The organism is Kribbella jiaozuonensis, assembly GCF_005233875.1.
GTDB lineage: Bacteria > Actinomycetota > Actinomycetes > Propionibacteriales > Kribbellaceae > Kribbella > Kribbella jiaozuonensis.
On sequence record NZ_SZPZ01000001.1, the window covers coordinates 856,075 to 876,851 of the forward strand.

Annotated in this window: 18 protein-coding genes; 11 read left to right on the forward strand and 7 right to left on the reverse strand. The window is 68.2% G+C overall.

Annotated elements, in window-relative coordinates; genetic code table 11:
* Window positions 1-58: 58 nt before the first annotated feature.
* From FDA38_RS04150 to FDA38_RS04160, 3 genes are all read left to right on the forward strand, one after another.
* Window positions 59-1,381, forward strand: coding sequence for an ABC transporter substrate-binding protein (locus FDA38_RS04150; RefSeq protein ID WP_137252723.1), 1,323 nt, complete (start codon window positions 59-61; stop codon window positions 1,379-1,381).
* 196 nt (window positions 1,382-1,577) lie between these two features.
* On the forward strand, window positions 1,578-2,543 hold the full coding sequence (locus FDA38_RS04155) for a carbohydrate ABC transporter permease (protein ID WP_233714661.1): 966 nt from the start codon (window positions 1,578-1,580) through the stop codon (window positions 2,541-2,543).
* The gene (locus FDA38_RS04160) at window positions 2,543-3,397 is read left to right on the forward strand and encodes a carbohydrate ABC transporter permease (protein WP_137252725.1); all 855 of its coding nucleotides are present in this window, start codon (window positions 2,543-2,545) and stop codon (window positions 3,395-3,397) included. Before FDA38_RS04155 ends, FDA38_RS04160 begins: the two co-directional genes overlap by 1 nt.
* Window positions 3,398-3,586: 189 nt before the next feature.
* Here FDA38_RS04160 and FDA38_RS04170 read toward each other — a convergent pair whose 3' ends face one another.
* Window positions 3,587-5,224, reverse strand: a complete 1,638-nt coding sequence (locus tag FDA38_RS04170) for a glycoside hydrolase family 13 protein (RefSeq protein WP_137252726.1) — start codon at window positions 5,222-5,224, stop codon at window positions 3,587-3,589.
* A gap of 128 nt (window positions 5,225-5,352) precedes the next feature.
* Between FDA38_RS04170 and sucC the strand changes: the two genes are divergently transcribed.
* Both sucC and sucD read left to right on the forward strand, forming a co-directional pair.
* A complete protein-coding gene (gene sucC, locus FDA38_RS04175) occupies window positions 5,353-6,525 on the forward strand; it encodes an ADP-forming succinate--CoA ligase subunit beta (protein WP_137252727.1) in 1,173 nt (390 codons plus the stop codon).
* 14 nt (window positions 6,526-6,539) lie between these two features.
* Window positions 6,540-7,430, forward strand: a complete 891-nt coding sequence (gene sucD, locus FDA38_RS04180; protein WP_137252728.1) for a succinate--CoA ligase subunit alpha — start codon at window positions 6,540-6,542, stop codon at window positions 7,428-7,430.
* Window positions 7,431-7,475: 45 nt separating this feature from the next.
* Here sucD and FDA38_RS04185 read toward each other — a convergent pair whose 3' ends face one another.
* A complete protein-coding gene (locus FDA38_RS04185) occupies window positions 7,476-8,810 on the reverse strand; it encodes a hypothetical protein (protein WP_137252729.1) in 1,335 nt (444 codons plus the stop codon).
* Between the two features lie 175 nt (window positions 8,811-8,985).
* Between FDA38_RS04185 and FDA38_RS04190 the strand changes: the two genes are divergently transcribed.
* The 5 genes from FDA38_RS04190 (at window position 8,986) to FDA38_RS04210 (ending at window position 15,459) form a co-directional block, all read left to right on the forward strand.
* Entirely contained in the window at window positions 8,986-10,236 is a 1,251-nt protein-coding gene (locus FDA38_RS04190) for a cell division protein PerM (protein WP_137252730.1), read from the forward strand.
* Between the two features lie 10 nt (window positions 10,237-10,246).
* Complete coding sequence (gene purN, locus FDA38_RS04195) at window positions 10,247-10,873, forward strand: phosphoribosylglycinamide formyltransferase (protein WP_137252731.1); 627 nt, start codon at window positions 10,247-10,249, stop codon at window positions 10,871-10,873.
* Entirely contained in the window at window positions 10,870-12,429 is a 1,560-nt protein-coding gene (gene purH, locus FDA38_RS04200) for a bifunctional phosphoribosylaminoimidazolecarboxamide formyltransferase/IMP cyclohydrolase (protein WP_137252732.1), read from the forward strand. The genes purN and purH overlap by 4 nt, the downstream gene beginning before the upstream one ends.
* A gap of 1,131 nt (window positions 12,430-13,560) precedes the next feature.
* Window positions 13,561-14,760, forward strand: coding sequence for an enterochelin esterase (gene fes, locus FDA38_RS04205; protein ID WP_170989574.1), 1,200 nt, complete (start codon window positions 13,561-13,563; stop codon window positions 14,758-14,760).
* A 15-nt stretch (window positions 14,761-14,775) separates the two neighbouring features.
* Window positions 14,776-15,459: a hypothetical protein gene (locus FDA38_RS04210; RefSeq protein ID WP_137252734.1), complete on the forward strand. Its 684-nt coding sequence runs from the start codon at window positions 14,776-14,778 to the stop codon at window positions 15,457-15,459.
* Here the strand turns inward: FDA38_RS04210 and FDA38_RS04215 are convergent.
* The 4 genes from FDA38_RS04215 to FDA38_RS04230 form a co-directional block, all read right to left on the reverse strand.
* A complete protein-coding gene (locus FDA38_RS04215; RefSeq protein ID WP_137252735.1) occupies window positions 15,456-15,920 on the reverse strand; it encodes a GNAT family N-acetyltransferase in 465 nt (154 codons plus the stop codon). The genes FDA38_RS04210 and FDA38_RS04215 overlap by 4 nt on opposite strands.
* A 26-nt stretch (window positions 15,921-15,946) precedes the next feature.
* The gene (locus FDA38_RS04220) at window positions 15,947-16,216 is read right to left on the reverse strand and encodes a DUF3017 domain-containing protein (RefSeq protein WP_134106630.1); all 270 of its coding nucleotides are present in this window, start codon (window positions 16,214-16,216) and stop codon (window positions 15,947-15,949) included.
* A 37-nt stretch (window positions 16,217-16,253) separates the two neighbouring features.
* Window positions 16,254-17,111 (reverse strand): bifunctional methylenetetrahydrofolate dehydrogenase/methenyltetrahydrofolate cyclohydrolase, encoded by an 858-nt coding sequence (locus FDA38_RS04225; protein ID WP_137252736.1) that lies wholly within the window; start codon window positions 17,109-17,111, stop codon window positions 16,254-16,256.
* Window positions 17,112-17,194: 83 nt separating this feature from the next.
* Complete coding sequence (locus tag FDA38_RS04230; protein WP_233714513.1) at window positions 17,195-19,159, reverse strand: glycosyltransferase family 39 protein; 1,965 nt, start codon at window positions 19,157-19,159, stop codon at window positions 17,195-17,197.
* A 292-nt stretch (window positions 19,160-19,451) separates the two neighbouring features.
* Here FDA38_RS04230 and FDA38_RS04235 point away from each other — a divergent pair, with 292 nt between their 5' ends.
* Entirely contained in the window at window positions 19,452-20,438 is a 987-nt protein-coding gene (locus tag FDA38_RS04235; RefSeq protein ID WP_137252738.1) for a pirin family protein, read from the forward strand.
* Here the strand turns inward: FDA38_RS04235 and FDA38_RS04240 are convergent.
* A complete protein-coding gene (locus tag FDA38_RS04240; protein ID WP_137252739.1) occupies window positions 20,435-20,746 on the reverse strand; it encodes a cupin domain-containing protein in 312 nt (103 codons plus the stop codon). The two genes, FDA38_RS04235 and FDA38_RS04240, sit on opposite strands and share 4 nt — an antisense overlap.
* Window positions 20,747-20,777: the final 31 nt, after the last annotated feature.

Here is a 20,777-nt window from a genome sequence, read left to right on the forward strand (position 1 = left end):
GTGAACCCCGCTGACGCAGACCCAAAGCGACGTCCCATCGGGAGAGGGCAGGTAAACGATGAGGTTTGAACGATCACACACACGCAAGGCGGCATTCCTTGCCGTCGCAAGCAGCCTGGCGCTGCTCGCAACGGCGTGTGGCGGTGACGACGGAAGCAGTGGCAGCGGGGGCAGTTCGTCGGCCAACGCGCTCGAGGGCCGAGGACCGATCACCCTTGCCAGCGGCAAGGACACGTCCGGAAACCTGCAGAACCAGCTCAACGCCTGGAACGCGGCTCACCCGACCGAGAAGGTGGAGCTCAAGGAGCTTCCCGACGACGCGGACGCACAGCGGCAGCAGATGGTCCAGAACGCGCAGAACCAGTCCGACGCGTACAGCGTGCTGGTGATGGACGTCGTCTGGACGTCCGAGTTCGCCGCCAACCAGTGGATCACCCAGATCCCCGAGGACAAGGTGCCCGACCTGGGCAAGCTGGTCCCGGCGACGGTGGAGACCGCCAAGTACCGCGACAAGCTGTACGGCGTGCCGATCACCTCCGACGGTGGTCTGCTCTACTACCGCAAGGACCTGCTGACGGCGGCCGGTATCACCGACGCGCCGAAGACCTGGGACGAGCTGCTGGCCGACTGCCAGAAGGTCGCTGCGACCCCGGGCGGCAAGGGCCTGAACTGCTACGCGGGCCAGTTCGAGAAGTACGAAGGCCTGACGGTGAACTTCTCCGAGGCGGTCAACTCCGCGGGCGGCCAGATCGTCGACAAGGACGGCAAGCCGAACGTCGACACCCCGGAAGCGCTGGCCGGTCTGCAGGAGCTGCAGAACGGCTTCAAGACCGGAGCCATCCCGAAGGCCGCGATCACCTACAAGGAAGAGGAGAGCCGGCGCGCGTTCCAGGACGGCAAGCTGCTGTTCCTGCGTAACTGGCCCTACGTCTACTCGCTGGCGAACAAGACCGACGGTTCGTCGAAGATCGCCGGCAAGTTCGCGGTCGCGCCGCTGCCGGGCAAGGACGGCCCCGGTGTCTCGTCGCTGGGTGGTCACGACTACGCGATCAGCTCGTTCGCCAAGAACAAGGCGACCGCGGTCGACTTCATCAACTTCATGGCCAGCGAAGCCCAGCAGAAGGACAACCTGTCGAAGACGTCGCTGGCGCCGACCTGGGCCTCGCTGTACGACGACCCGACGCTGATCAAGCAGTTCCCGTACCTGCCCCAGCTGAAGGCCTCGATCGCGTCCGCCCAGCCGCGGCCGCGGGTGGTCAAGTACGGCGACGTGACGGCGGCGATCCAGCAGGCGGCGTACGACGCCCTCAGTAAGGGGACCGACCCCAAGACGGCGCTGTCGGGCCTGCAGACCAAGCTCGAATCGCTCATCACGCAATGACCGATGTGCCGGGGCCGGTGCGCGGTGAGTCAGTTGCCGCGTACCGGCCCCGGCCAGTCCCTGCCCGGGTTCGCCCGGGAAGCAAAAGGAGGCGCAGGTGACTGCAACCGCGCCGGTCGCAGAACGGCCGGCCAAGGAACCGAAGCAACCGAAGCGACCGCAACGGTTCAACGAGGGCACCGGCCGGCTCGCCGCGCTGCTGCTCTCCCCGACGCTGCTCGTGCTCGGGCTCGTCGTACTGTTCCCGATCATCTCGGCATTGCGTGAGTCGTTGTTCACGAGTGGTACGAAGCTCGACGAGAACGGCTTCATCGTGAAGGGCTCGACGTTCGTCGGGCTCGACAACTACCTGGACATCTTCAAGGGCGACACCGGCGACCGGTTCTGGAACGCGTTCTACAACACGACGTTCTTCACCGTGGTCTGTGTCGTACTGGAGACCGTGCTCGGCGTCGCGATGGCGTTGATCATGCACAAGGCCTTCAAGGGCCGCGGCATCGTCCGGGCCAGCATCCTGGTCCCGTGGGCGATCCCGACCGTCGTCTCGGCGCTGCTGTGGAAGTGGATCTTCCAGGCCGACGGCATCGCCAACCAACTGATCGGCACCCAGGTGCTGTGGTCCACCGAGGGCTGGCAGTCCAAGCTGTCGGTGATCATCGCCGACACCTGGAAGACGGCACCGTTCATCGGCCTGCTGGTCCTCGCAGGTCTACAGACCATCCCGGCCGAGGTGTACGAGGCGGCCAAGGTCGACGGCGCGAGTGTCTGGAAGACCTTCACCCGGATCACGCTGCCACTGGTGAAGCCGGCACTGCTGGTGGCAGTGCTGTTCCGGATCCTCGACACGCTGCGGATCTTCGACCTGCCGTTCGTGCTGGTCGGCCCGCACAAGGACTCGGTCGAGACGCTGTCGATGCTCGCGTACGACGAAGCGTTCAATACCAGATACGGGCCGGCGGCCGCCTATGCGACGGTGCTGTTCGTCTACGTCGCCGTGGTCGCCTATGCCTTCGTGAAGATTCTCGGAGCTGACGTGATCGGTGAAGCCCGGGCCCGCAAGCCCGGTGGCGGTGGCGGCGGCAAGCGCTGGCGCAAGAAGAACGCGGTGAAGGGCTCGGCCGACATCTCGGTCGGCGCCGCTGCCATGGGAGGTGGACAGTAATGGCTGCCGTTGCTCCCCAGCCGGCCGAGGCCGGACCGCTGCGCCGGTGGGCGCCGCTCCTCGGCGTCGCGCTGATCGTGATCTACTGCCTGGCGCCGTTCTACTGGATGGTGGTGTCGGCGCTGCGCCGGCCGTCCGACCAGTTCTCCAACGCGATCATCCCGTCGCCGTTCTCGATCCAGAACTTCAAGGATGTCTTCGCCGGCTCGAACGGTTTCGGCCGGGGCCTGCTGAACAGCCTGATCGTGGCCGGCACCGTGACGATCCTGACGCTGATCATCGGCATGGTCGCCGCGTACACGCTGGCCAGGCTGGACTTCAAGTTCAAGAACGTCGTACTGGCGATCATCATCACCACGTCGATGTTCCCGGGGATCTCGCTGGTGATCCCGCTGCTGAAGCTGTTCATCGACATCAAGTGGATCAACACCTACCAGGCGATGATCGTGCCCAGCCTGTCGTTCGCACTGCCGCTGGCGGTGTGGAACCTGACCTCGTTCTTCCGGCAGATGCCTCAGGAGCTCGAGCAGGCGGCGATGGTGGACGGGTGTACTCCGGCGCAGGCGTTCCGCAAGGTCATCATCCCGTTGGCCGCGCCCGGTGTGTTCACGACCGCGATCATCACGTTCATCGCGGCCTGGAACGAGTTCCTGATCGCGCTGAGCATGACCAACAAGAAGTCGATCCAGACGGCGAACGTGATCATCTCGCAGTTCACCGGTACGACCGGCCGGGACCAACCGTTCGGCAGCCAGATGGCCGCCGGTGTGGTGGTCACGATCCCGCTCGTGATCGCCGTACTGCTGTTCCAGCGCCGGATCGTGGCCGGCCTGACGGCAGGCGGCGTGAAGTGAGCTGGCGGGACCGGCAGGACCGGGATCGCCGGGACCGGGAGGACCGGGACCGGCGGGATCGTGAAGACCGCGACCGCCGCGACCGGGAGGACCGGGACCGGCGGGACCGGGAAGATCGGGACCGCAGGCGGTAGAACTGGCAGCAAGGAAACGGCCGGAGCCTTTGTGCTCCGGCCGTTTCGCGTTGGATCAGACTTCGAGCCAGACCGTGGTGTCGACCGGCAGTACGCCGCCCGCCAGCGGCTCGCTGGCCAGCAGGACGCGCTGGTGCGGCGGCAGGGTGACTGGGCCGTCGCCGATGTTGACCACGCACCGGAACCCCGGCTCGCGGGTGAACGAGAGCACGCCGGCCGGGGCGTCGGCGTCCCAGACCAGACGGCCTTCGCCGAGGGCAGGGTGGTCGCGGCGGATCCGGAGTGCCGCCTTGTAGAGGCTCAGGTGGCTGTCGGGCTCGCTGGCCTGCGACTCCGCGGTCAGTCCGACCCAGTCCGCAGGCTGCGGGAGCCAGGGCTGGCCGGTGCCCGGGCCGAAGCCGAACGGCGGCTGCATGCCGGACCACGGGATCGGGACCCGGCAGCCGTCGCGGCCCCGGACCGTGTGGCCGGAACGCTCCCAGGTCGGATCGTCGAGCACGTCCTCCGGCAGGTCCTCGACCTCGGGCAGCCCGAGCTCGTCGCCCTGGTAGATGTACGCGCCGCCCGGCAGCGACAGTTCGAGCAGGGCAGCGGCCCGCGCTCGGCGCAGTCCGAGCTGCAGATCGGTCGGTACGACGCCCGCGCCCTCGAGCGCATCCCGCTTGTCGCGGCCGTACCGCGTGCGGTGCCGGATCGTGTCGTGGTTGCTCAGCACCCACGTTGCCGGCGCTCCGACCGCCCACAGGTTCTCCGTGGTGTGGTCGATCACCTCACGCAGGTCCTTCGCATCCCACGTGGCGCGCAGTGCGTCGAAGTTGAACGCGGACTGCAGCTCGTCCGGCCGCACGTACTGCGCCAGTCGCTCCGCCGGGGACAGCCACGCCTCCGCCACGAAGACGCGGGCACCCTGCGGCGTATCGGCGTACTCGTCCGCGATCGCGCGCCAGCGTTGGTGGATGGTGTGCACACCGGGCTGGTCGTAGAACGGGTTCCCGACGTACTTCTCCCGCGTCGGCTCACCGTTGTGCAGCGGTACGTCGGGCAGCGTCGCGTCCTTGGCCATCGAGTCGGCCACGTCGATCCGGAACCCGTCGACGCCGCGGTCGAACCAGAACCGCAGGATCGAGTCGAACTCCTCGATCACCTTCGGGTTGTCCCAGTTCCAGTCCGGCTGGGAGATGTCGAACAGGTGCAGGTACCACTGCCCGTCGTCGATCTGCTGCCAGGCGCCGCCGCCGAACGCGGCCGGCCAGTTGGTCGGCGGGCCGCCGTCCTTGGAGTCGCGGAACCAGAACAGGTCGCGCTCCGGCGAACCCTTGCCCGCCGCCAGCGCGGCCTTGAACCACGGGTGCTCCCAGGAGCAGTGGTTCGGTACCAGGTCGATCAGGATCCGCAGGCCCAGCGCGTGCGCCTCGGTGATCAGCGCGTCGGCGTCGGCGAGGGTGCCGAACTCCGGGTTGATGTCGCGGTAGTCCGAGACGTCGTACCCGCCGTCGAGCAGCGGGGACGGGTACCAGGGGCTGATCCAGATCGCGTCGACCCCGAGGTCGGCGAGGTACGGCAGCCGGGCGCGGATGCCGTTCACGTCACCGGTCCCGTCACCGTCGGCGTCGGCGAACGAGCGCGGGTACACCTGGTAGACGACGGCGCTACGCCACCAGTCGTCAGCTGGTCTGGTTGCTGGATCACTCATGTGACCTAGCCTGACACGAGAGGCCGGGGAGGTTGTGATGGTCGTCTCAGCCAGGACCCCGGCTGTTGCTCCGGTCACCAGGGTGGCTAGTGTCAGGAGCCCGTACAGGCGAGAGAGGGACCACACTCGTGGATCTGATGGAATTCCAGGCGAAGACGGTCTTCGCCAAGCACGGAGTGCGGACGACCGTGGGTGCGGTTGTCACGACTCCGGAGGAAGCCCGCGCGGCGGCCGAGAAGATCGGCGGCCGGGTGGTCGTGAAGGCCCAGGTCAAGACCGGTGGGCGCGGCAAGGCAGGCGGCGTCAAGCTGGCCTCCAGCCCGGACGAGGCGGAGGAGAAGGCCCGCGAGATCCTCGGGCTGGACATCAAGGGTCACGTCGTCAAGATCCTGAACATCGTCCCGGCCGCGGCGATCGCCGAGGAGTACTACTTCTCGTTCCTGGTCGACCGGGCCAACCGCAACTACCTCTGCATCGCCTCCGCCGCCGGCGGGATGGAGATCGAAGAGGTCGCGCACACCAACCCGGACGCGGTCGCGCAGATCTCGATCGACCCGGCCACCGGCGTCGACGAGGCGAAGGCGCGGGAGATCGCGGAGGCCGCGAAGTACCCGGCCGACGTGATCGACGCCGTCGTACCGGAGATCGTCAAGCTGTACGAGGTGTTCATCGCCGAGGACGCGTCGCTGGTCGAGGTGAACCCGCTGGTCAAGCTCGAGGACGGGAACGTCGAGGCGCTCGACGGCAAGGTCACCCTGGACGAGAACGCGGACTTCCGGCACCCGGACCACGCCGAGTTCGAGGACGTCTCGGCGGCCGACCCGCTGGAGGCGGCAGCCAAGGCCAAGGGCCTGAACTACGTGAAGCTGGACGGCTCGGTCGGCATCATCGGCAACGGTGCGGGTCTGGTCATGTCCACGCTCGACGTCGTCGCGTATGCCGGTGAGGAGTTCGGTGGCCAGAAGCCGGCCAACTTCCTCGACATCGGCGGCGGCGCCTCCGCCGAGGTGATGGCGAACGGCCTGGAGATCATCATCTCCGACCCGCAGGTGCAGAGCGTGTTCGTGAACGTCTTCGGCGGGATCACCGCCTGCGACGCGGTTGCCAACGGCATCGTCCAGGCGTTCGAGCTGCTCGCCAGCCGCGGCGAGGCCGTCACCAAGCCGCTGGTCGTCCGGCTGGACGGCAACAACGCCGAGGAGGGCCGCCGGATCCTCGACGAGGCCGGCCTGGCCGGTCTGGAGCGGGTCGACACGATGGACGGCGCCGCCAAGCGCGCCGCCGAGCTGGCTGCGAAGTAAGGGATCGCCGAACAATGTCTATCTTCCTGACCAAGGACAGCAAGGTCATCGTCCAGGGCATGACCGGCTCCGAGGGCACCAAGCACACCACCCGGATGCTCGCCTCGGGCACCAACATCGTCGGCGGCGTGAACCCGCGCAAGGCGGGCCAGAGCCAGGACTTCGACGGCAAGTCGGTCGCGGTGTTCGGCACCGTCGCGGACGCGGTCAAGGAGACCGGCGCGAACGTGTCGGTCATCTTCGTGCCGCCGAAGTTCACCAAGGACGCCGTACTGGAGGCTGTCGAGGCCGAGGTGCCGCTGGTCGTGGTGATCACCGAGGGCGTGCCGGTGCACGACACCGCCGCGTTCTTCGCCGCCGCGCAGGCGTCCGGCAAGACCCGGATCATCGGCCCGAACTGCCCCGGCATCATCACCCCGGGCGAGTCGAACGCCGGCATCATCCCGGCCGATATCGCCGGCCAGGGCCGGATCGGTCTGGTGTCGAAGTCGGGCACGCTGACCTACCAGATGATGTACGAGCTGCGGGACTTCGGGTTCTCGTCGGCGATCGGTATCGGCGGTGACCCGATCATCGGGACCACGCACATCGATGCGCTGAAGGCGTTCCAGGACGACCCGGACACCGACGCGATCGTGATGATCGGTGAGATCGGCGGTGACGCCGAGGAGCGGGCGGCCGCGTTCATCAAGGAGAACGTGACCAAGCCGGTCGTCGGCTACGTGGCCGGCTTCACCGCGCCGGAGGGTAAGACGATGGGCCACGCGGGCGCGATCGTGTCCGGCTCGTCGGGTACGGCGGCCGCGAAGAAGGAGGCCCTCGAGGCCGTCGGCGTGAAGGTCGGCAAGACGCCGACCGAGACCGCCAACCTGATGCGCGAGATCATGCAGGGGCTGAGCAAGTAGTACTTCGGGAAGCGGGGCCTGTTCCTTCGGGAGCAGGTCCCGTTCCTATTTGTAGGCGGCCGAGCGGTCGACGGCGCGGGCGACGGTGTCGTTGAACGCCGTGTCGGTGATGTCCAGCTCCTTCAGCACCGGGAACAGCACGTAGACCATCCGGTCCCCGGAGCCGGCGACCCCGATCCGGTAGATGTACTTCTTCCCGTCACCGGTGTCGTACGTCGCCTTCCAGCTCTCACCCTTGATCGTGCTGGTCTGGATGTTGCCGGTCGACTCGACCTTCGCGTTCGACACGTTCTTCTCGCACGAGTCGACGTTCTTGCGGATCTGGCTGAGGTAGCTCGCCGCCGCGTTCGCGGTGGGGAACTTGGCGACCGTGTCGTCCAGGCCGAACTCGGTCGGTACCTTCGCCTCCGGCGTCACATACGTGACCGTGCCGAACTTCGTCGCCTTGGCCTTCTTGAAGTCGATCTTCTCGCAGCCGCCGCTGCTGTTGCCCTTCGCCGCCGGAGCGCTCACCCACGGCTTGTTGATCTCGTCCAGCAGCGGTAGGTCGACCGAGGCCATGAACCCGGGCGCGTCGACGTTCGGCAGCAGGGCAGGCTTCGCGACCGGGGCGCCGGTGCCGCAGCCGCCGGACTGGGCGCAGACCTTCTTCGCCGCGGCGTTCGCCGTGGCTAGCACGAGGTCCGGCTTCGGCGGCGCGGCAGCCAGGGTGTCGTGCTCGACCACCATCGTGGCCTGGCCGGCCAGCGTGACCGCGACGGTCTTGTACTTCGTCTTGGACCCGGGCACCTGGCCGAACACGGCGATCACGCCGCGCTCGCCGACGCCGGTAGTCACGTAGCCGGACGACAGCCGCGTCTGCGGGGCGGTGCACTGGCTCAACCAGTGGACGACCGAGTTGTAGGTCTTGAGTGCGGCGGCCTTGTCGTTCGACACCTCGACGTACTGGACGGCGGTGTCCTTGGTGGTGGCGTTCTGGAAGGTGCGGACCCAGGTCCGCAGGCCGGCCGGGTCGGCGAACCGCTGAGCCTGGCAGACGAAGGCGGTGTCCGGCGCCGAGTTGCCGTCGGCAGTCTTGGTGACCGCCCAGGTGCCGGTCGCGCCGAGGGTCTTCGCCCCGGCGGCGTCGAGCAGTGCCTTGTCGTCGGCGAGCACGTTCGAATCGTTCGACTTGTCGTCCGAGACGCTGCTGCCGGCCTTCGGGTCGGGCGTCTTGTCGCCGCCGAAGGCGTTCAGCGCGGCGACACCGCCGCCGCCGACCAGCACCACGACCGCGACGCCTGCGGCGATCGTCTGGTTCCTTTTACGCGCCTTCTGGCGACGCGCCTCCCGGGCAGCGGCGCGACCGCCGCCGCGTGATGCACGGTGGGAACCGGCCAAAGCTCGACCTCCTGACTGATTCCACCCGACAGTACCGGGTAGACCAACGCCGCTCCCACTCCGCTACCACCTGCCGAACAGGCACGAACTGAGCGTGAGCAAGCGGGCTGAAGTCTCCCACATCCGGCGTGTCAGGACGAGTGGCGTCCGTCCGCGGGGAGACGATGGGAGCCAGATGACCGACATGCTGAGCCGCCCGGGCGCCCGGGACGGTGAAACGAGTGCTACGCCCGCGTCGGAGATCGCCGCCCAGACCAAGCCCTTGCTTGTGTCGGCCGTGATCTCTGCCGGGGCGTGCCTGCTGACCGGTCTGCTCACCTGTGCCGCAGTTGCGGTGATCGGTTGGCTCGGCGCGACCTTCGGCGGCGCGTCCGGCGCGGTCCGCGCGGGGGCATCGGCCTGGCTGGTCGCGCACAAGGCCGGTGTGACGATCGGTACGGGCCGGATCAGCGTCGCACCGCTCGGTCTGACCTTGTTCTTCGCCTGGTGCCTGTACCGCGGCGGCAAGTCCGCGGCCCGGTCCAGCGCGGCCGATCGGACCAGGGACCTGATCTCGCTGGCCGGAGCGTTCGCGCTCGTCTACGGCCTCGGTGCGCTGGTCGTGGCGTTGCTCACGTCGGACGGCGCGCTCAAGGTGTCGCCGCTGTCGGCGTTCCTGGGTGCGTTCTCACTTGCGCTGATCGCCGGTGTCGCCGGAATTCTGGTCGAGTCCGGTGCGGCGGCAGATATCGCCGACGCGACACCGGCCGGTCTACGGGACGTGGTTCCGGCGGCGTTGGCCGCAGTACTGACGGTGATTGCGGTCGCCTCGCTGCTGTACGGCGTACTTCTCGCGGTCCATTTCTCGCGGATCACCGGGATGCTCGAGCTGCTGGATGCGGGCGTGATCGGGTCCGTCGTACTGTTCGCGATCTGCCTGATGCTGGTGCCGAACGTGGTGCTGTACGTCGTGGCGTTCCTTGCGGGGCCTGGGTTCCAGCTGGGGACCGGGACCACGATCGCGCCGACCGGGGTGGACGTCGGGAACCTGCCGGCGTTTCCGCTGCTGGCCGCAGTACCGGCTGACGGCGCGACTCCGTCGTACCTGCTGGTGCTGACGGCGTTGGTGCCGTTGCTCGCCGGTGCGGTCGCGGGGCTGGTGGTCGTACGGCGGGGGCTGGTCCAGCGGGACTCGGACGTGCTGGGGTGGGATGCGTTCGCGCTGCGGGGCGCGATGGCGGCGCTGCTCGCGGGGATCATCATCTTTGCGCTGCTGGCGATGTCGGGTGGTTCGGCGGGGCCGGGGCGGATGTCCTCGGTCGGGGTTCCGGGGGCGCTACCGGCGGCCGGCGTACTGGCTGCGGGGATGGCGATCGGGGCCGCGATCACGGCCGCCGTGGCCGCCTCCCGCCGACCGGCTGCGGAAGAGGCTGACGCGGAGCGATAGGCTGCCCGCCGTGACTTCTGCTTCTGATTCCGCTTCTGCGCGCCTTGTCGTGCTCGTCTCGGGATCGGGATCGAACCTGCAGGCCCTGCTGGACGCCTGCGCGGATCCGGCGTACGGCGCTCAGGTGGTCGCGGTCGGCGCGGACCGCGAGGGGATCGCCGGGCTGGACCGGGCTGCGGCCGCCGGAGTGCCGACGTTCGTGCACAAGGTGAAGGCGTACGCCGAGCGGGCGGACTGGGACCGGGCGCTGACCGCGTCGGTTCTGGAGCACAAGCCCGACCTGGTCGTGTCGGCGGGCTTCCTGAAGCTGGTCGGCGACGACTTCCTGGCCGCGTTCGGCGACCGGTACATCAACACCCACAACGCGCTGCTGCCGGCGTTCCCCGGGATCCACGGTCCGCGGGACGCGCTGGAGTACGGCGTGAAGGTCGCCGGGGCGACGCTGTTCTTCGTGGACGGCGGCGTCGACACCGGGCCGATCATCGCGCAGGTCGTCGTACCAGTTCTGGACGACGACACCGAAGAAGACCTGACCGAGCGGATCAAGGAGGTCGAACGCCGCCAGCTGGTGGAGTGGGTCGGCCGCCTGGTCCGCGAGGGCTGGACCATCACCGGACGAAAGGTTCGACTGAAGTGAGCACCGACCGCAGGCCGATCCGCCGGGCGCTGATCAGCGTCTACGACAAGACCGGTCTGGAGGAGCTCGCTTCCGCGCTGCACGCCGCCGGTGTGCAGATCGTCTCCACCGGTTCGACCGCGGCCCGGATCGCGGCAGCCGGCGTACCGGTGACGAAGGTCGAGGAGCTGACCGGGTTCCCGGAGTGCCTGGACGGGCGGGTGAAGACGCTGCACCCGATGGTGCACGCCGGCCTGCTGGCCGACGTACGGCGGGACGAGCATGTCGAGCAGCTGCGGGAGATGCGGGTCGAGCCGTTCGAGCTGCTGGTGAGCAACCTCTACCCGTTCAGCGAGACGGTCGCTTCGGGCGCGTCGGTGGACGAGTGTGTCGAGCAGATCGACATCGGCGGTCCGTCGATGGTGCGCGGTGCGGCGAAGAACCACGCGAACGTGGCGGTCGTGACGTCGCCTTCGCAGTACGCGTCGGTTTATGCGTCGCTGGGCGAGGGTGGGTTCTCGCTGGAGGAGCGGCAGCGGTTGGCTGCGGCGGCGTTCGTGCACACGGCGGAGTACGACATCGCTGTTGCTTCGTGGATGGGGTCGGTTCTTACCGATTCTGGTGAGGGCTCGGGCTTCCCGGCGTGGGTGGGTTCGGCGTGGGACAAGTCCGCCGTACTGCGGTATGGCGAGAACCCGCATCAGCCGGCGGCGCTGTACCTGAACGGGCGGGGTGGGCTGGCCGCGGCGGAGCAGCTGCACGGCAAGGAGATGTCGTACAACAACTACGTCGACGCTGACGCGGCTCGGCGTACTGCGTATGACTTCAGCGAGCCGGCGGTTGCGATCATCAAGCACGCGAACCCGTGCGGGATTGCCGTGGGCAAGGACATTGCCGAGGCGCATCGGCGGGCACACGAGTGCGACCCGGTGTCGGCGTACGGCGGTGTGATCGCGACGAACGCGCCTGTGTCGGTCGAGATGGCCAAGCAGGTCGCGGAGATCTTCACCGAGGTGCTGGTTGCGCCGGCGTTCGAGGACGGTGCGGTCGAGATCCTGCAGGGCAAGAAGAACATCCGTCTTCTGGTGGCGCCGGCTGTCGCTTCGGACGAGACGGTGGAGATGCGCGCGATCAGCGGCGGGTTGCTGCTCCAACACCGCGACCGCTTCCAGGCACCGGGCGACGACCCGTCTGCGTGGACGCTTGCTGCCGGCACTGCGGCTTCGCCGGAGGTCCTCGCCGACCTCGCCTTCGCATGGAAGGCCTGCCGCGCCGTCAAGTCCAACGCGATCCTCCTCGCCTCGGACGGCGCCTCCGTAGGCGTAGGCATGGGCCAGGTCAACCGAGTCGACTCCTGCCGCCTGGCCGTCTCCCGAGCCGGCGACCGAGCCCCCGGCTCCGTCGCCGCCTCCGACGCCTTCTTCCCCTTCCCCGACGGCCTAGAGGTCCTGATCGAAGGCGGCGTCAAGGCAGTAGTCCAACCCGGCGGCTCCATCCGAGACGAAGCCGCAATCGAAGCCGCCACCAAAGCAGGCATCACCATGTACTTCACCGGAACCCGCCACTTCTTCCACTAACCGTTCGCACGGGGATGAGTGAGTAGCCCCCGCGCACTCCGCAGTCGTCTCTCGTCGCTCCGCTCCTCGGCACGCCTGCTCCGCCCGCTACCCACCCACCCCCGGCTCATCGCCGGAGCACCCCTTCCGGCTATCGCCGGACCTTCCGGCTGCCGCCGGGACCTTCCGGCTATCGCCGGGGTGTTCCGGCTATCGCCGGGTGTTGCCGCTGCCGCGGCGGGTTGCGGGCTGCCGCCCGCGGGTGAGAGCTGGGGGACCCCCCGCGTGCTCCGCAGCCGTCTCTCGTCGCTCCGCTCCTCGGCACGACTGCTCCGCGCGCTACCCACCCACCCATCCACCCACCCCCGGCTCATCGCCGACGCCTCCTTGCCGGCTATCGCCGGGACCTTCCTGCTGCCGCCGGATGCTGCCGCGGCGCGTTGCGGGCTGCCGCCCGCGGGTGTGAGCTGGGGGCGCCCCCGCGTGTCCGGATGCCGCCAGGGGTGTTCCGGCTGTCGCCGAGAGTTTCCGTTGTCTCCGGGGGTTTCCCGCTGTCGCGGGTATCTCGCGGCTGGCGCCAGCGCTCCGCTGTTGCGGGTCTCTCGCGGCTATCGCCGGTGGTGTTGCAGCTGTCGCGGTGCTGTGGCTGCGAGCGCGGTTGGCGGGCTGCGGCCCGCGAGCGGGAGTTGGTGGGCTGCGGCCCGTGAGCGGGGGCTGGTGGGCTGTGGCCTGCGGGCGGGGCTATCGGGAGATGGCGGGCGGGAGATGGCGGGCAGGAGATGGCGGGCGGTGGCGGGCGGCGGTGATGGTGCGGTGGGGCGCGGTGCTGGCTCGCGTACCCCGCGGGTTTTTGCTGGTGCATCCGGTGTAGCTGTCGGGGCATTCCGGCGTACACGTGGATCTTCCGGCTCGGGCCGGTTGTTGCTAGTAGGTGCGCGCTGCCCGGCGTTTGGGTGAGGCTTGCTGGTGCGCGGGTGCTTGCCGCATCGGGCTGTTGGGCTTGGGCTTTTGCTGGGTATCTGTAGACGGAGCCCTTTCAGCTTTCGCCACTCGCTGGACCGGGTGCTGGCGATAATGGGCTGCGGCGGGGACCGCCGCTTCTGTCGACGCCCTGGGGTGAGGTAGTTGTCTGATCGGGTTGATAGTCCACGGTTGCGGGAGCTTGATCCGGGGCGGGTTGCGGAGTTCTGGGACGAGGTTGGCGGGGATGGGTCGCCGATGGTGGAGTCTGTGGGGGATGGGGGTGGGGATGTTTGGCTGACGTTTCTTTATCGGGCTGCTGAGGCGGTCAGCAGTGTGGCGGTGTTTGGTGGGCCCGCCGGGTGGGAGGCGCCGGGGAATTTGATGCGGCGGCTCGATGGGACCGACGTTTGGTATCTGACCTTTCGGGTTGGTGCGGACCTTCGGTGCACCTATCGGCTGGCCATCAGCGATGGGGATGGGTCGGCGGTCGAGGCCGAGGATTGGCAGGAGCGTACGGCGGATTGGTTCACGGATCCGCTCAACCCGGCGACGTTCGTCTTTCCCGAGGACGAGTTCCTTGGCTCGGACGGGACCGTGGTGTCGCTGGTCGAACTGCCGTCTGCCCCGGAGCAGCCGTGGCTGGCTCCGCGGGAGGACGGCAAGCGCGGCGAGCTCGTCCAGAAACTGCACCGGAGCGAGTTCCTCGACAACGAACGTCGGATCTGGATCCACACCCCGCCCGGCTATCAGCCGAACGACGAGCCGTACCCGCTCCTCGTGCTGTTCGACGGTGACGTCGTGCGCGGGCCGATCCCGTTCCCGACGATCCTCGACAACCTGATCAACGCCGGCCGCATCCCGCCGATGGTCGCCGTCCTCGTCGACAGCCTGACCCAGGAGGTCCGGAACCGCGAACTCCCTTGTGGAGCAGCGTTTCTGGAGTATCTGACCGACGAGCTGCTCCCGTGGGTCCGCGAGCAGTACCCGATCACGACCGATCCGGCCCGCACGATCGTCGCCGGTCAAAGCCACGGTGGGCAGGCGGCTGCGTTCGCGGGGCTTCGGCGGCCGGATGTGTTCGGCAACGTGATCAGCCAGTCGGGTTCCTTCTGGTGGAGCCCCGACGATGATCCGGAGCACGAGTGGCTGACACGCCAGTACGCCGAATCCGAGCGTCAACCGGTGCGCTTCTACCTCGAGGCCGGACTGATGGAACGCGGGCAAACCCCCGACTACGGCCCGTCCATCCTGGTCGCGAACCGTCACCTGCGTACGATCCTGCGCATCAAGGGCTACGACCTCGAGTACGCCGAATACAACGGCGGCCACGACTACGCCTGCTGGCGAGGCTCCCTTGCCGACGCGCTGATCAAGCTCGCCGCCCGCTGACAACTGGGGAGAGATATGCGGAAGCTGGGGGGACTGCTGGTTCTCGCGTTGGCGCTGGCGGGATGCGGGGAAGAGATCGCGCCGCGGGCGGGGAGTACGCCGAGCCTTGGGTTGCGAGCGATCGAGCCGTCCGGCGGTACGGCGCAGACCTCGCCGTACCCGGAGACGCCCGGAGACACCCGGCCCGCGCCGTACCCGACGACGCCTTTGCCGCAAAGGCCCGAGCTACCTCCCGAGGCGTACCAGCGGATCAGCGTCAGTCGGCTGGACGCGCCTGACGCGGCGCTGCAGGTGCCGCCCGACGGGTATGCGCAACTGATCTTCGCGTGCTCGTACGAGGAGTGGAGCTCGCAGTACGAGTACAACGCTCTGACGAACTACAACCCGCCCGGGCGGCACCTGCGCGGTGACAAGACCGGCGACTTCCTGGCATCGGTCAGTCAGAGCGAGGTCGGGCGGGCGCTGGGGTCGGCGGAAGATCCGACGTCGGACGACTGGATGGCGCGGTCGTACACCGAAGACTCGTGGCCCGATCGGCAGCTCGTCACGGCGTTCCAGGTGAAGCGGGTGAATCTCACCCGGGCGAAGGTTCTTGCCGCTCGCAACGCTTATGCCAAGGGGTGTTCGGTCAAGTACACCGCGCCGTTGCTCGACGCAGTACGAGTCAGCATCTACGCGCCGTGGGACTGGAGCATCTAGAAGCGGCGGCGGTAGGAGACCTGGTGACCGTTGTCGCGGGAGTTGCCGTCCAGCGCCCAGCCGGTTGATTCGTAGAAGGTTTGGCCCTGGGGGTAGTTGGCCAGGGTCCAGAGGATGGCTTCGGGGTAGGTGGCGGCGAGGGCTTGGAGTGCCTTCTGCATAAGGGTTTCGCCTACCCCTCGGCGCCAGTACACCGGGTCGACTGCGATCGTGTCGAGCTCGCCCAGGTCGGGGTCGATCGGGTCTCGGCTGGGGCCGATGCCGACGAAACCCGCGATCGTGTCGTCGAGCTCGGCGACCCACCAGTTGCCGTCGGCAAGCGTGTCGGACCAGCGGGCGATCCGGGCGTCGCTGACCTCGATCGACGGCATCAGGTCGCCGAAGCCGTCGTTCCACGAGTCGACATAGATCTGTACGACGCGCGTCGCGTCGGCGCGGGTGGCGGAGCGGACGGTCACCATGTGCCGGATGATTCCACCGCTCCGGCTCAGTTCGGGATGATCAGGCCGAGTACGGCGATGGCTGCGGCCGTGAGCAGGAGGAATGTTGTGTCGAACATGCGGCTGCGGACGTGGAGGAGGCCAGCGGCTGTGTCGGTGAGGGCGGCGCGGAGGAGGCCGGCCAGACCGACAGCGCCGGCGAAGATGAGTACGCCGTTGCGCCAGTCGTAGAACCAGAGCACGACCAGGCCGGTGAGGGCGGCCAGGAGTGACAACGCTAGCGGCCATTGGCTGCGCCGCTGGGCCTCTCCTGCCATCAGCACGTCACTCTCACCTTCAGCACGGATCCTGTGGTCACTGGGGCAGGCTCGATTCGGCGGCTTCGACGACGTTGGTGAGGAGCATCGCCCGGGTCATCGGGCCGATACCGCCGGGCATCGGGGCGATCCAGGAGGCCTGCTCGCGGGCCGCGGGGTCGATGTCGCCGACGATCTTGCCCTCGGCGCTGCGGCTGGTACCGACGTCGAGCAGTACGGCGCCGGGCTTGACCATGTCGGCGGTGATCAGGCCGGCGGACCCGGCCGCGGCGATGACGATGTCGCCAGTGCGGACGACGGCGGCGAGGTCCTTGGTGCCGGTGTGGCACTGGGTGACGGTCGCGTTCTCGCTGCGGCGGGTGAAGAGGAGGCCCATCGGGCGGCCTGCGGTGACGCCACGCCCGACGACGACCACGTGCGCGCCGGCGATCGGTACGTCGTACCGGCGGAGGATCTCGACGCAGCCCTTCGGCGTACACGGGAGCGGGCCGTCCTGGCCGAGGACGAGCTTCCCGAGGCTCATCGGGTGCAGGCCGTCGGCGTCCTTCGCGGGGTCGATCAGGCCGAGGATCGTGTTCGTGTCGACGTGCTTCGGGAGCGGGAGCTGGACGATGAAGCCGGTGCACTCTGGGTTCTCGTTGAGCTCGAGCACCTTCGCGGCGATCTCGTCCTGGGTCGCGGTGTCGGGCAGCTCGACCTGGATCGAGGAGATCCCGACCGCGGCGCAGTCGCGGTGCTTGCCGGCGACGTACGCGCGGCTGCCCGGGTCGTCACCGACCAGAATCGTGCCGAGCCCGGGCATCACGCCCTGCTCAGCCAGCTTCGCGACCCGGACCTTCAGCTCGTCCTTGATCGCCGCCGCCGTCGCCTTGCCATCCAGAATCTGAGCCGTCACGCCACCAGAGTCTGCCACGCCACAGTGTTGCCGGTACGACGCAGGTCCGGCAGACACCCTGCGCGGGTGCCTGCCGGACTCCGTCAGCTGGTGAGTTTGTAGACGGTTGTGCTGCCGACGGTGGTGGCTGTGTAGTTGGAGGTGACCCAGGACTGGATCTCGGAGGCGGCGGACGAGCCACCGCCACCACCGCCCTGGCCGCCGGAGATGTAGTAGGCGATCTTCCCCTCGGCCACCCACTGCTTGAACTGCGCGAGCGTCGGCGCGTCGTCACTCCCGCTGAAGCCGCCGATCGCGATCACGGACTTCCCGGTCGCCAGCTCAAGCGAGGCGGCAGACTGAGAGCCGCTGGTCGCCGCGGCCCAAGTCGTCGTGGTCTTGGACAGCAGAGCCGTCAGCTCGCTACTGGCCTCACCACCCATCCCACCAGCTCCAGCGGAGCCGGAGCCCCCCGCCGACCCGGCAGATCCGCTGGAGCTGGAGCCGGAGGTGCTAGTAGAGCTGGAGCCGGATGTCCCGGTGGTGGTGGAACCAGACGTGCCCGAGGTGCTGGAGCCGGACGTGCCCGAGGTGCCGGACGTGCCCGTGGTCCCGGTCGTGCTGGAGGGGCCTGAGCGGCTGGGTGGGGTTCCGGCTGATCCGCCTGGGCCGCCGGAGTTGCTGCCTCCCGGCATTCCTCCTCCGCCGCCCATGGCGGTGGTGGTGGGGCCTGAGGTTGGGATGGAGCCGGTGTGGGTGTGGGAAGCCGTGGATGCTGCGTACGCCGTGGTGCCGAGGCCGAGTGACAGTGCGACGGCTAGGACCACCGCGGGTGTCGCGTGGCGGAGGCGGCGGCCGGTGAGGAGGAGGGCAGCGCCGAGGATGCCGGATGTGAGTACGGCGTACTTTGCCCACGGTAGGAAATCTGGTGTGCGAGCCAGCAGCACATAATCCCAGAGACCAGTCGCCAAAACCATTGCCGCCAGCAACCACCGTGCCCGCCGCCCGACGACCACACCCATAGCCACCAGCCCAGCAATAGCCGGCGCCAGCGCGACTGCGTAGTACGGATGCACCGTCCCGCTCATGAAGCTGAAGACCAGCGCGGTCACCAGCAGCCATCCGCCCCATAGGACGAACCCGGCGCGAAGCAGATCCGTTCGCGCCGCACGCCGAGTCACCCACAGCCCGCCGACTAGCGCGATCAATGCCGCCGGCAACAACCACGAGATCTCAGTCCCAAAAGAGGAACCGAACATTCGCGTGATCCCAGTGCTCCCACCAAACCCAGTGTTCCCACCACCCCCGCCACCACCGTTCCCCTGCCCACCCAACAACCGCCCAAGGCCGTTGTACCCAAGCGCCAGCTCCAGCAGCGAATTGTTGGTCGACCCACCGATATAAGGCCGACTCGACGCCGGCCACACCTCAACAAGCGCGACATACCACCCAGCACTGACAACCACCGCACCCAACGCCCCCACCAGATGCAGCAACCGCCGCCGCAACGACGTAGGCGCAGCGATCAGATACACCAGCCCGAACGCCGGCAACACCAGGAACGCCTGCCCCATCTTCGTCAGGAACGCGAACCCGATCGCCACCCCCGCCAGCGCCAACCACCGCACCGAGGCCTTCTCCAGCGACCGTACGACGAAGTACGCCGCCGCCACCATCAACAGCACCAGCAACGCATCCGGATTGTTGAACCGGAACATCAACACCGCAACCGGCGTCAACGCCAACGCCGACCCAGCGATCAGCCCAGCCCCCGGACCAGCCAGCCGTCGTACCGTCAAATACAACAGTCCAACCGCAGCGATCCCCATGAACGCCTGCGGCGCCAGCACAGTAAAACTGTTGAACCCGAACACCCGCGCAAACGCCGTCGCCACCCACAGCGCACCCGGCGGCTTGTCGACCGTGATCGCGTTCCCCGCATCGAGCGACCCGAACAGCCAGGCCTTCCAACTCTGCGTCCCGGCCAACTCGGCCGCCGCATAGAAGCTGTTCCCATACCCCGACGCCGTCAGATTCCACAGATACAGGAACGCCGTCCCGACTAACATCGCGAACACAGAAGGCCGCACGTACGCCGCCTGCCCGGAAGGCCCGCGGACCAGACGCCGGAGTCTGCCCGGTGGTCGGGTGGGTGGTTCCTGCACTCGAGCGGGTCGGTCCAGCAGCGTCGTCATGATCGTCTCCAGTTCGCGGATGGGTTCCACTGACGACGGTGCCAACCGGGACTCCGACCACCCTGCACGTTCGCTGGGAGGTTCCTGGGAGCCGGGAATGCCCACGCTCTTGCCGTGGTTCGGGGAGATAGTTTATTCTTGAACTATCAACCAGCGAGGAGCCACCATGCCCGCCGTGACCGTCAGTGACATCACAGTCCTGCCCCGCATCACCCAGCCGGACCCGGCGATCGCGCACGAGCGCCCGGTGAAGTCGGTGACATCGGCTCCGAGCGGCTACGAGGGCGAGGGCTTCCCGGTCCGGCGTGCGTTCGCCGGCGTCGACCTCCGCGACCTGGACCCGTTCATCCACATGGACCAGATGGGCGAGGTCGAGTACGCGCCGGGCGAGCCGAAGGGCACCCCGTGGCACCCGCACCGCGGCTTCGAAACCGTCACGTACATGCTCGACGGGATCATGGAGCACCAGGACTCCAACGGCGGTGGCGGCATCATCTCCAACGGCGACACCCAGTGGATGACCGCCGGCTCCGGCCTCCTGCACATCGAGACCCCGCCGGAGCACCTGGTGCTGAGCGGCGGCCTGTTCCACGGCATCCAGCTCTGGGTGAACCTGCCGAAGTCGCTCAAGTGGGCGCCCCCGCGCTACCAGGACATCCGCGGCGGCGACGCCGCCCTGCTCTCCACGCAGGACGGCGGCGCGCTGATCCGCGTGATCGCCGGCTCGGTCGACGGTCATGACGGCCCCGGCTCGACCCACACCCCGATCACGCTCGTCCACGCCACGGTCAGCCCGGGCGCGGAGCTGGTGCTGCCGTGGCAGCCGGAGTACAACGCGCTCGTCTACGTTCTTGCAGGTCAGGGCACGGTCGGCGTCGGCAAGCGGCCGATCCGCAAGGGTCAGCTCGCCGTCTTCGGCCCGGGCGACACGATCCGGACGGCGGCCGGTACGACGCAACCGCAGGCCGAGCCGAACCTCGACGTACTGATCATCGGCGGCCGCCCGATCCGCGAGCCGATCGCGATGGCCGGGCCGTTCGTGATGAACACCCGCGCCGAGGTCATCCAGGCCTTCGAGGACTTCCAGGCCGGCAAGCTCGGCTCCATCCCCGCGGTCCACGGCGCCCCCACGGAGCTCCGCAGTACCGACTAGCCCTCGGGGTAGAACAGGAACAGCGTGCAGCCCTTCGCGGACTGCGGCACGTGTGACGACCCGGCCGGGGCGTGGATGAACGAACCGGCCGGGTAGTCACGCTCCCCGTCGTTGAACACGCCGTCGACGACGAACACCTCCTCCGGTCCGGGGTCATGTACGTCGATGCCTTCCCAGCAGGATCCCGGATCCATCTGCAAGACAAAGGCTTTCGCGACCTCGCCGGACCAGAGCGGTCGCAGCGTGATGCCGGGGAAGAGTTCGCGGACCGGTGCGTCGTCGACGAACGCCCACTCGTAGTTCTGCATGCCTCCGATCCTCTGCATTCCGAGGCGCGGG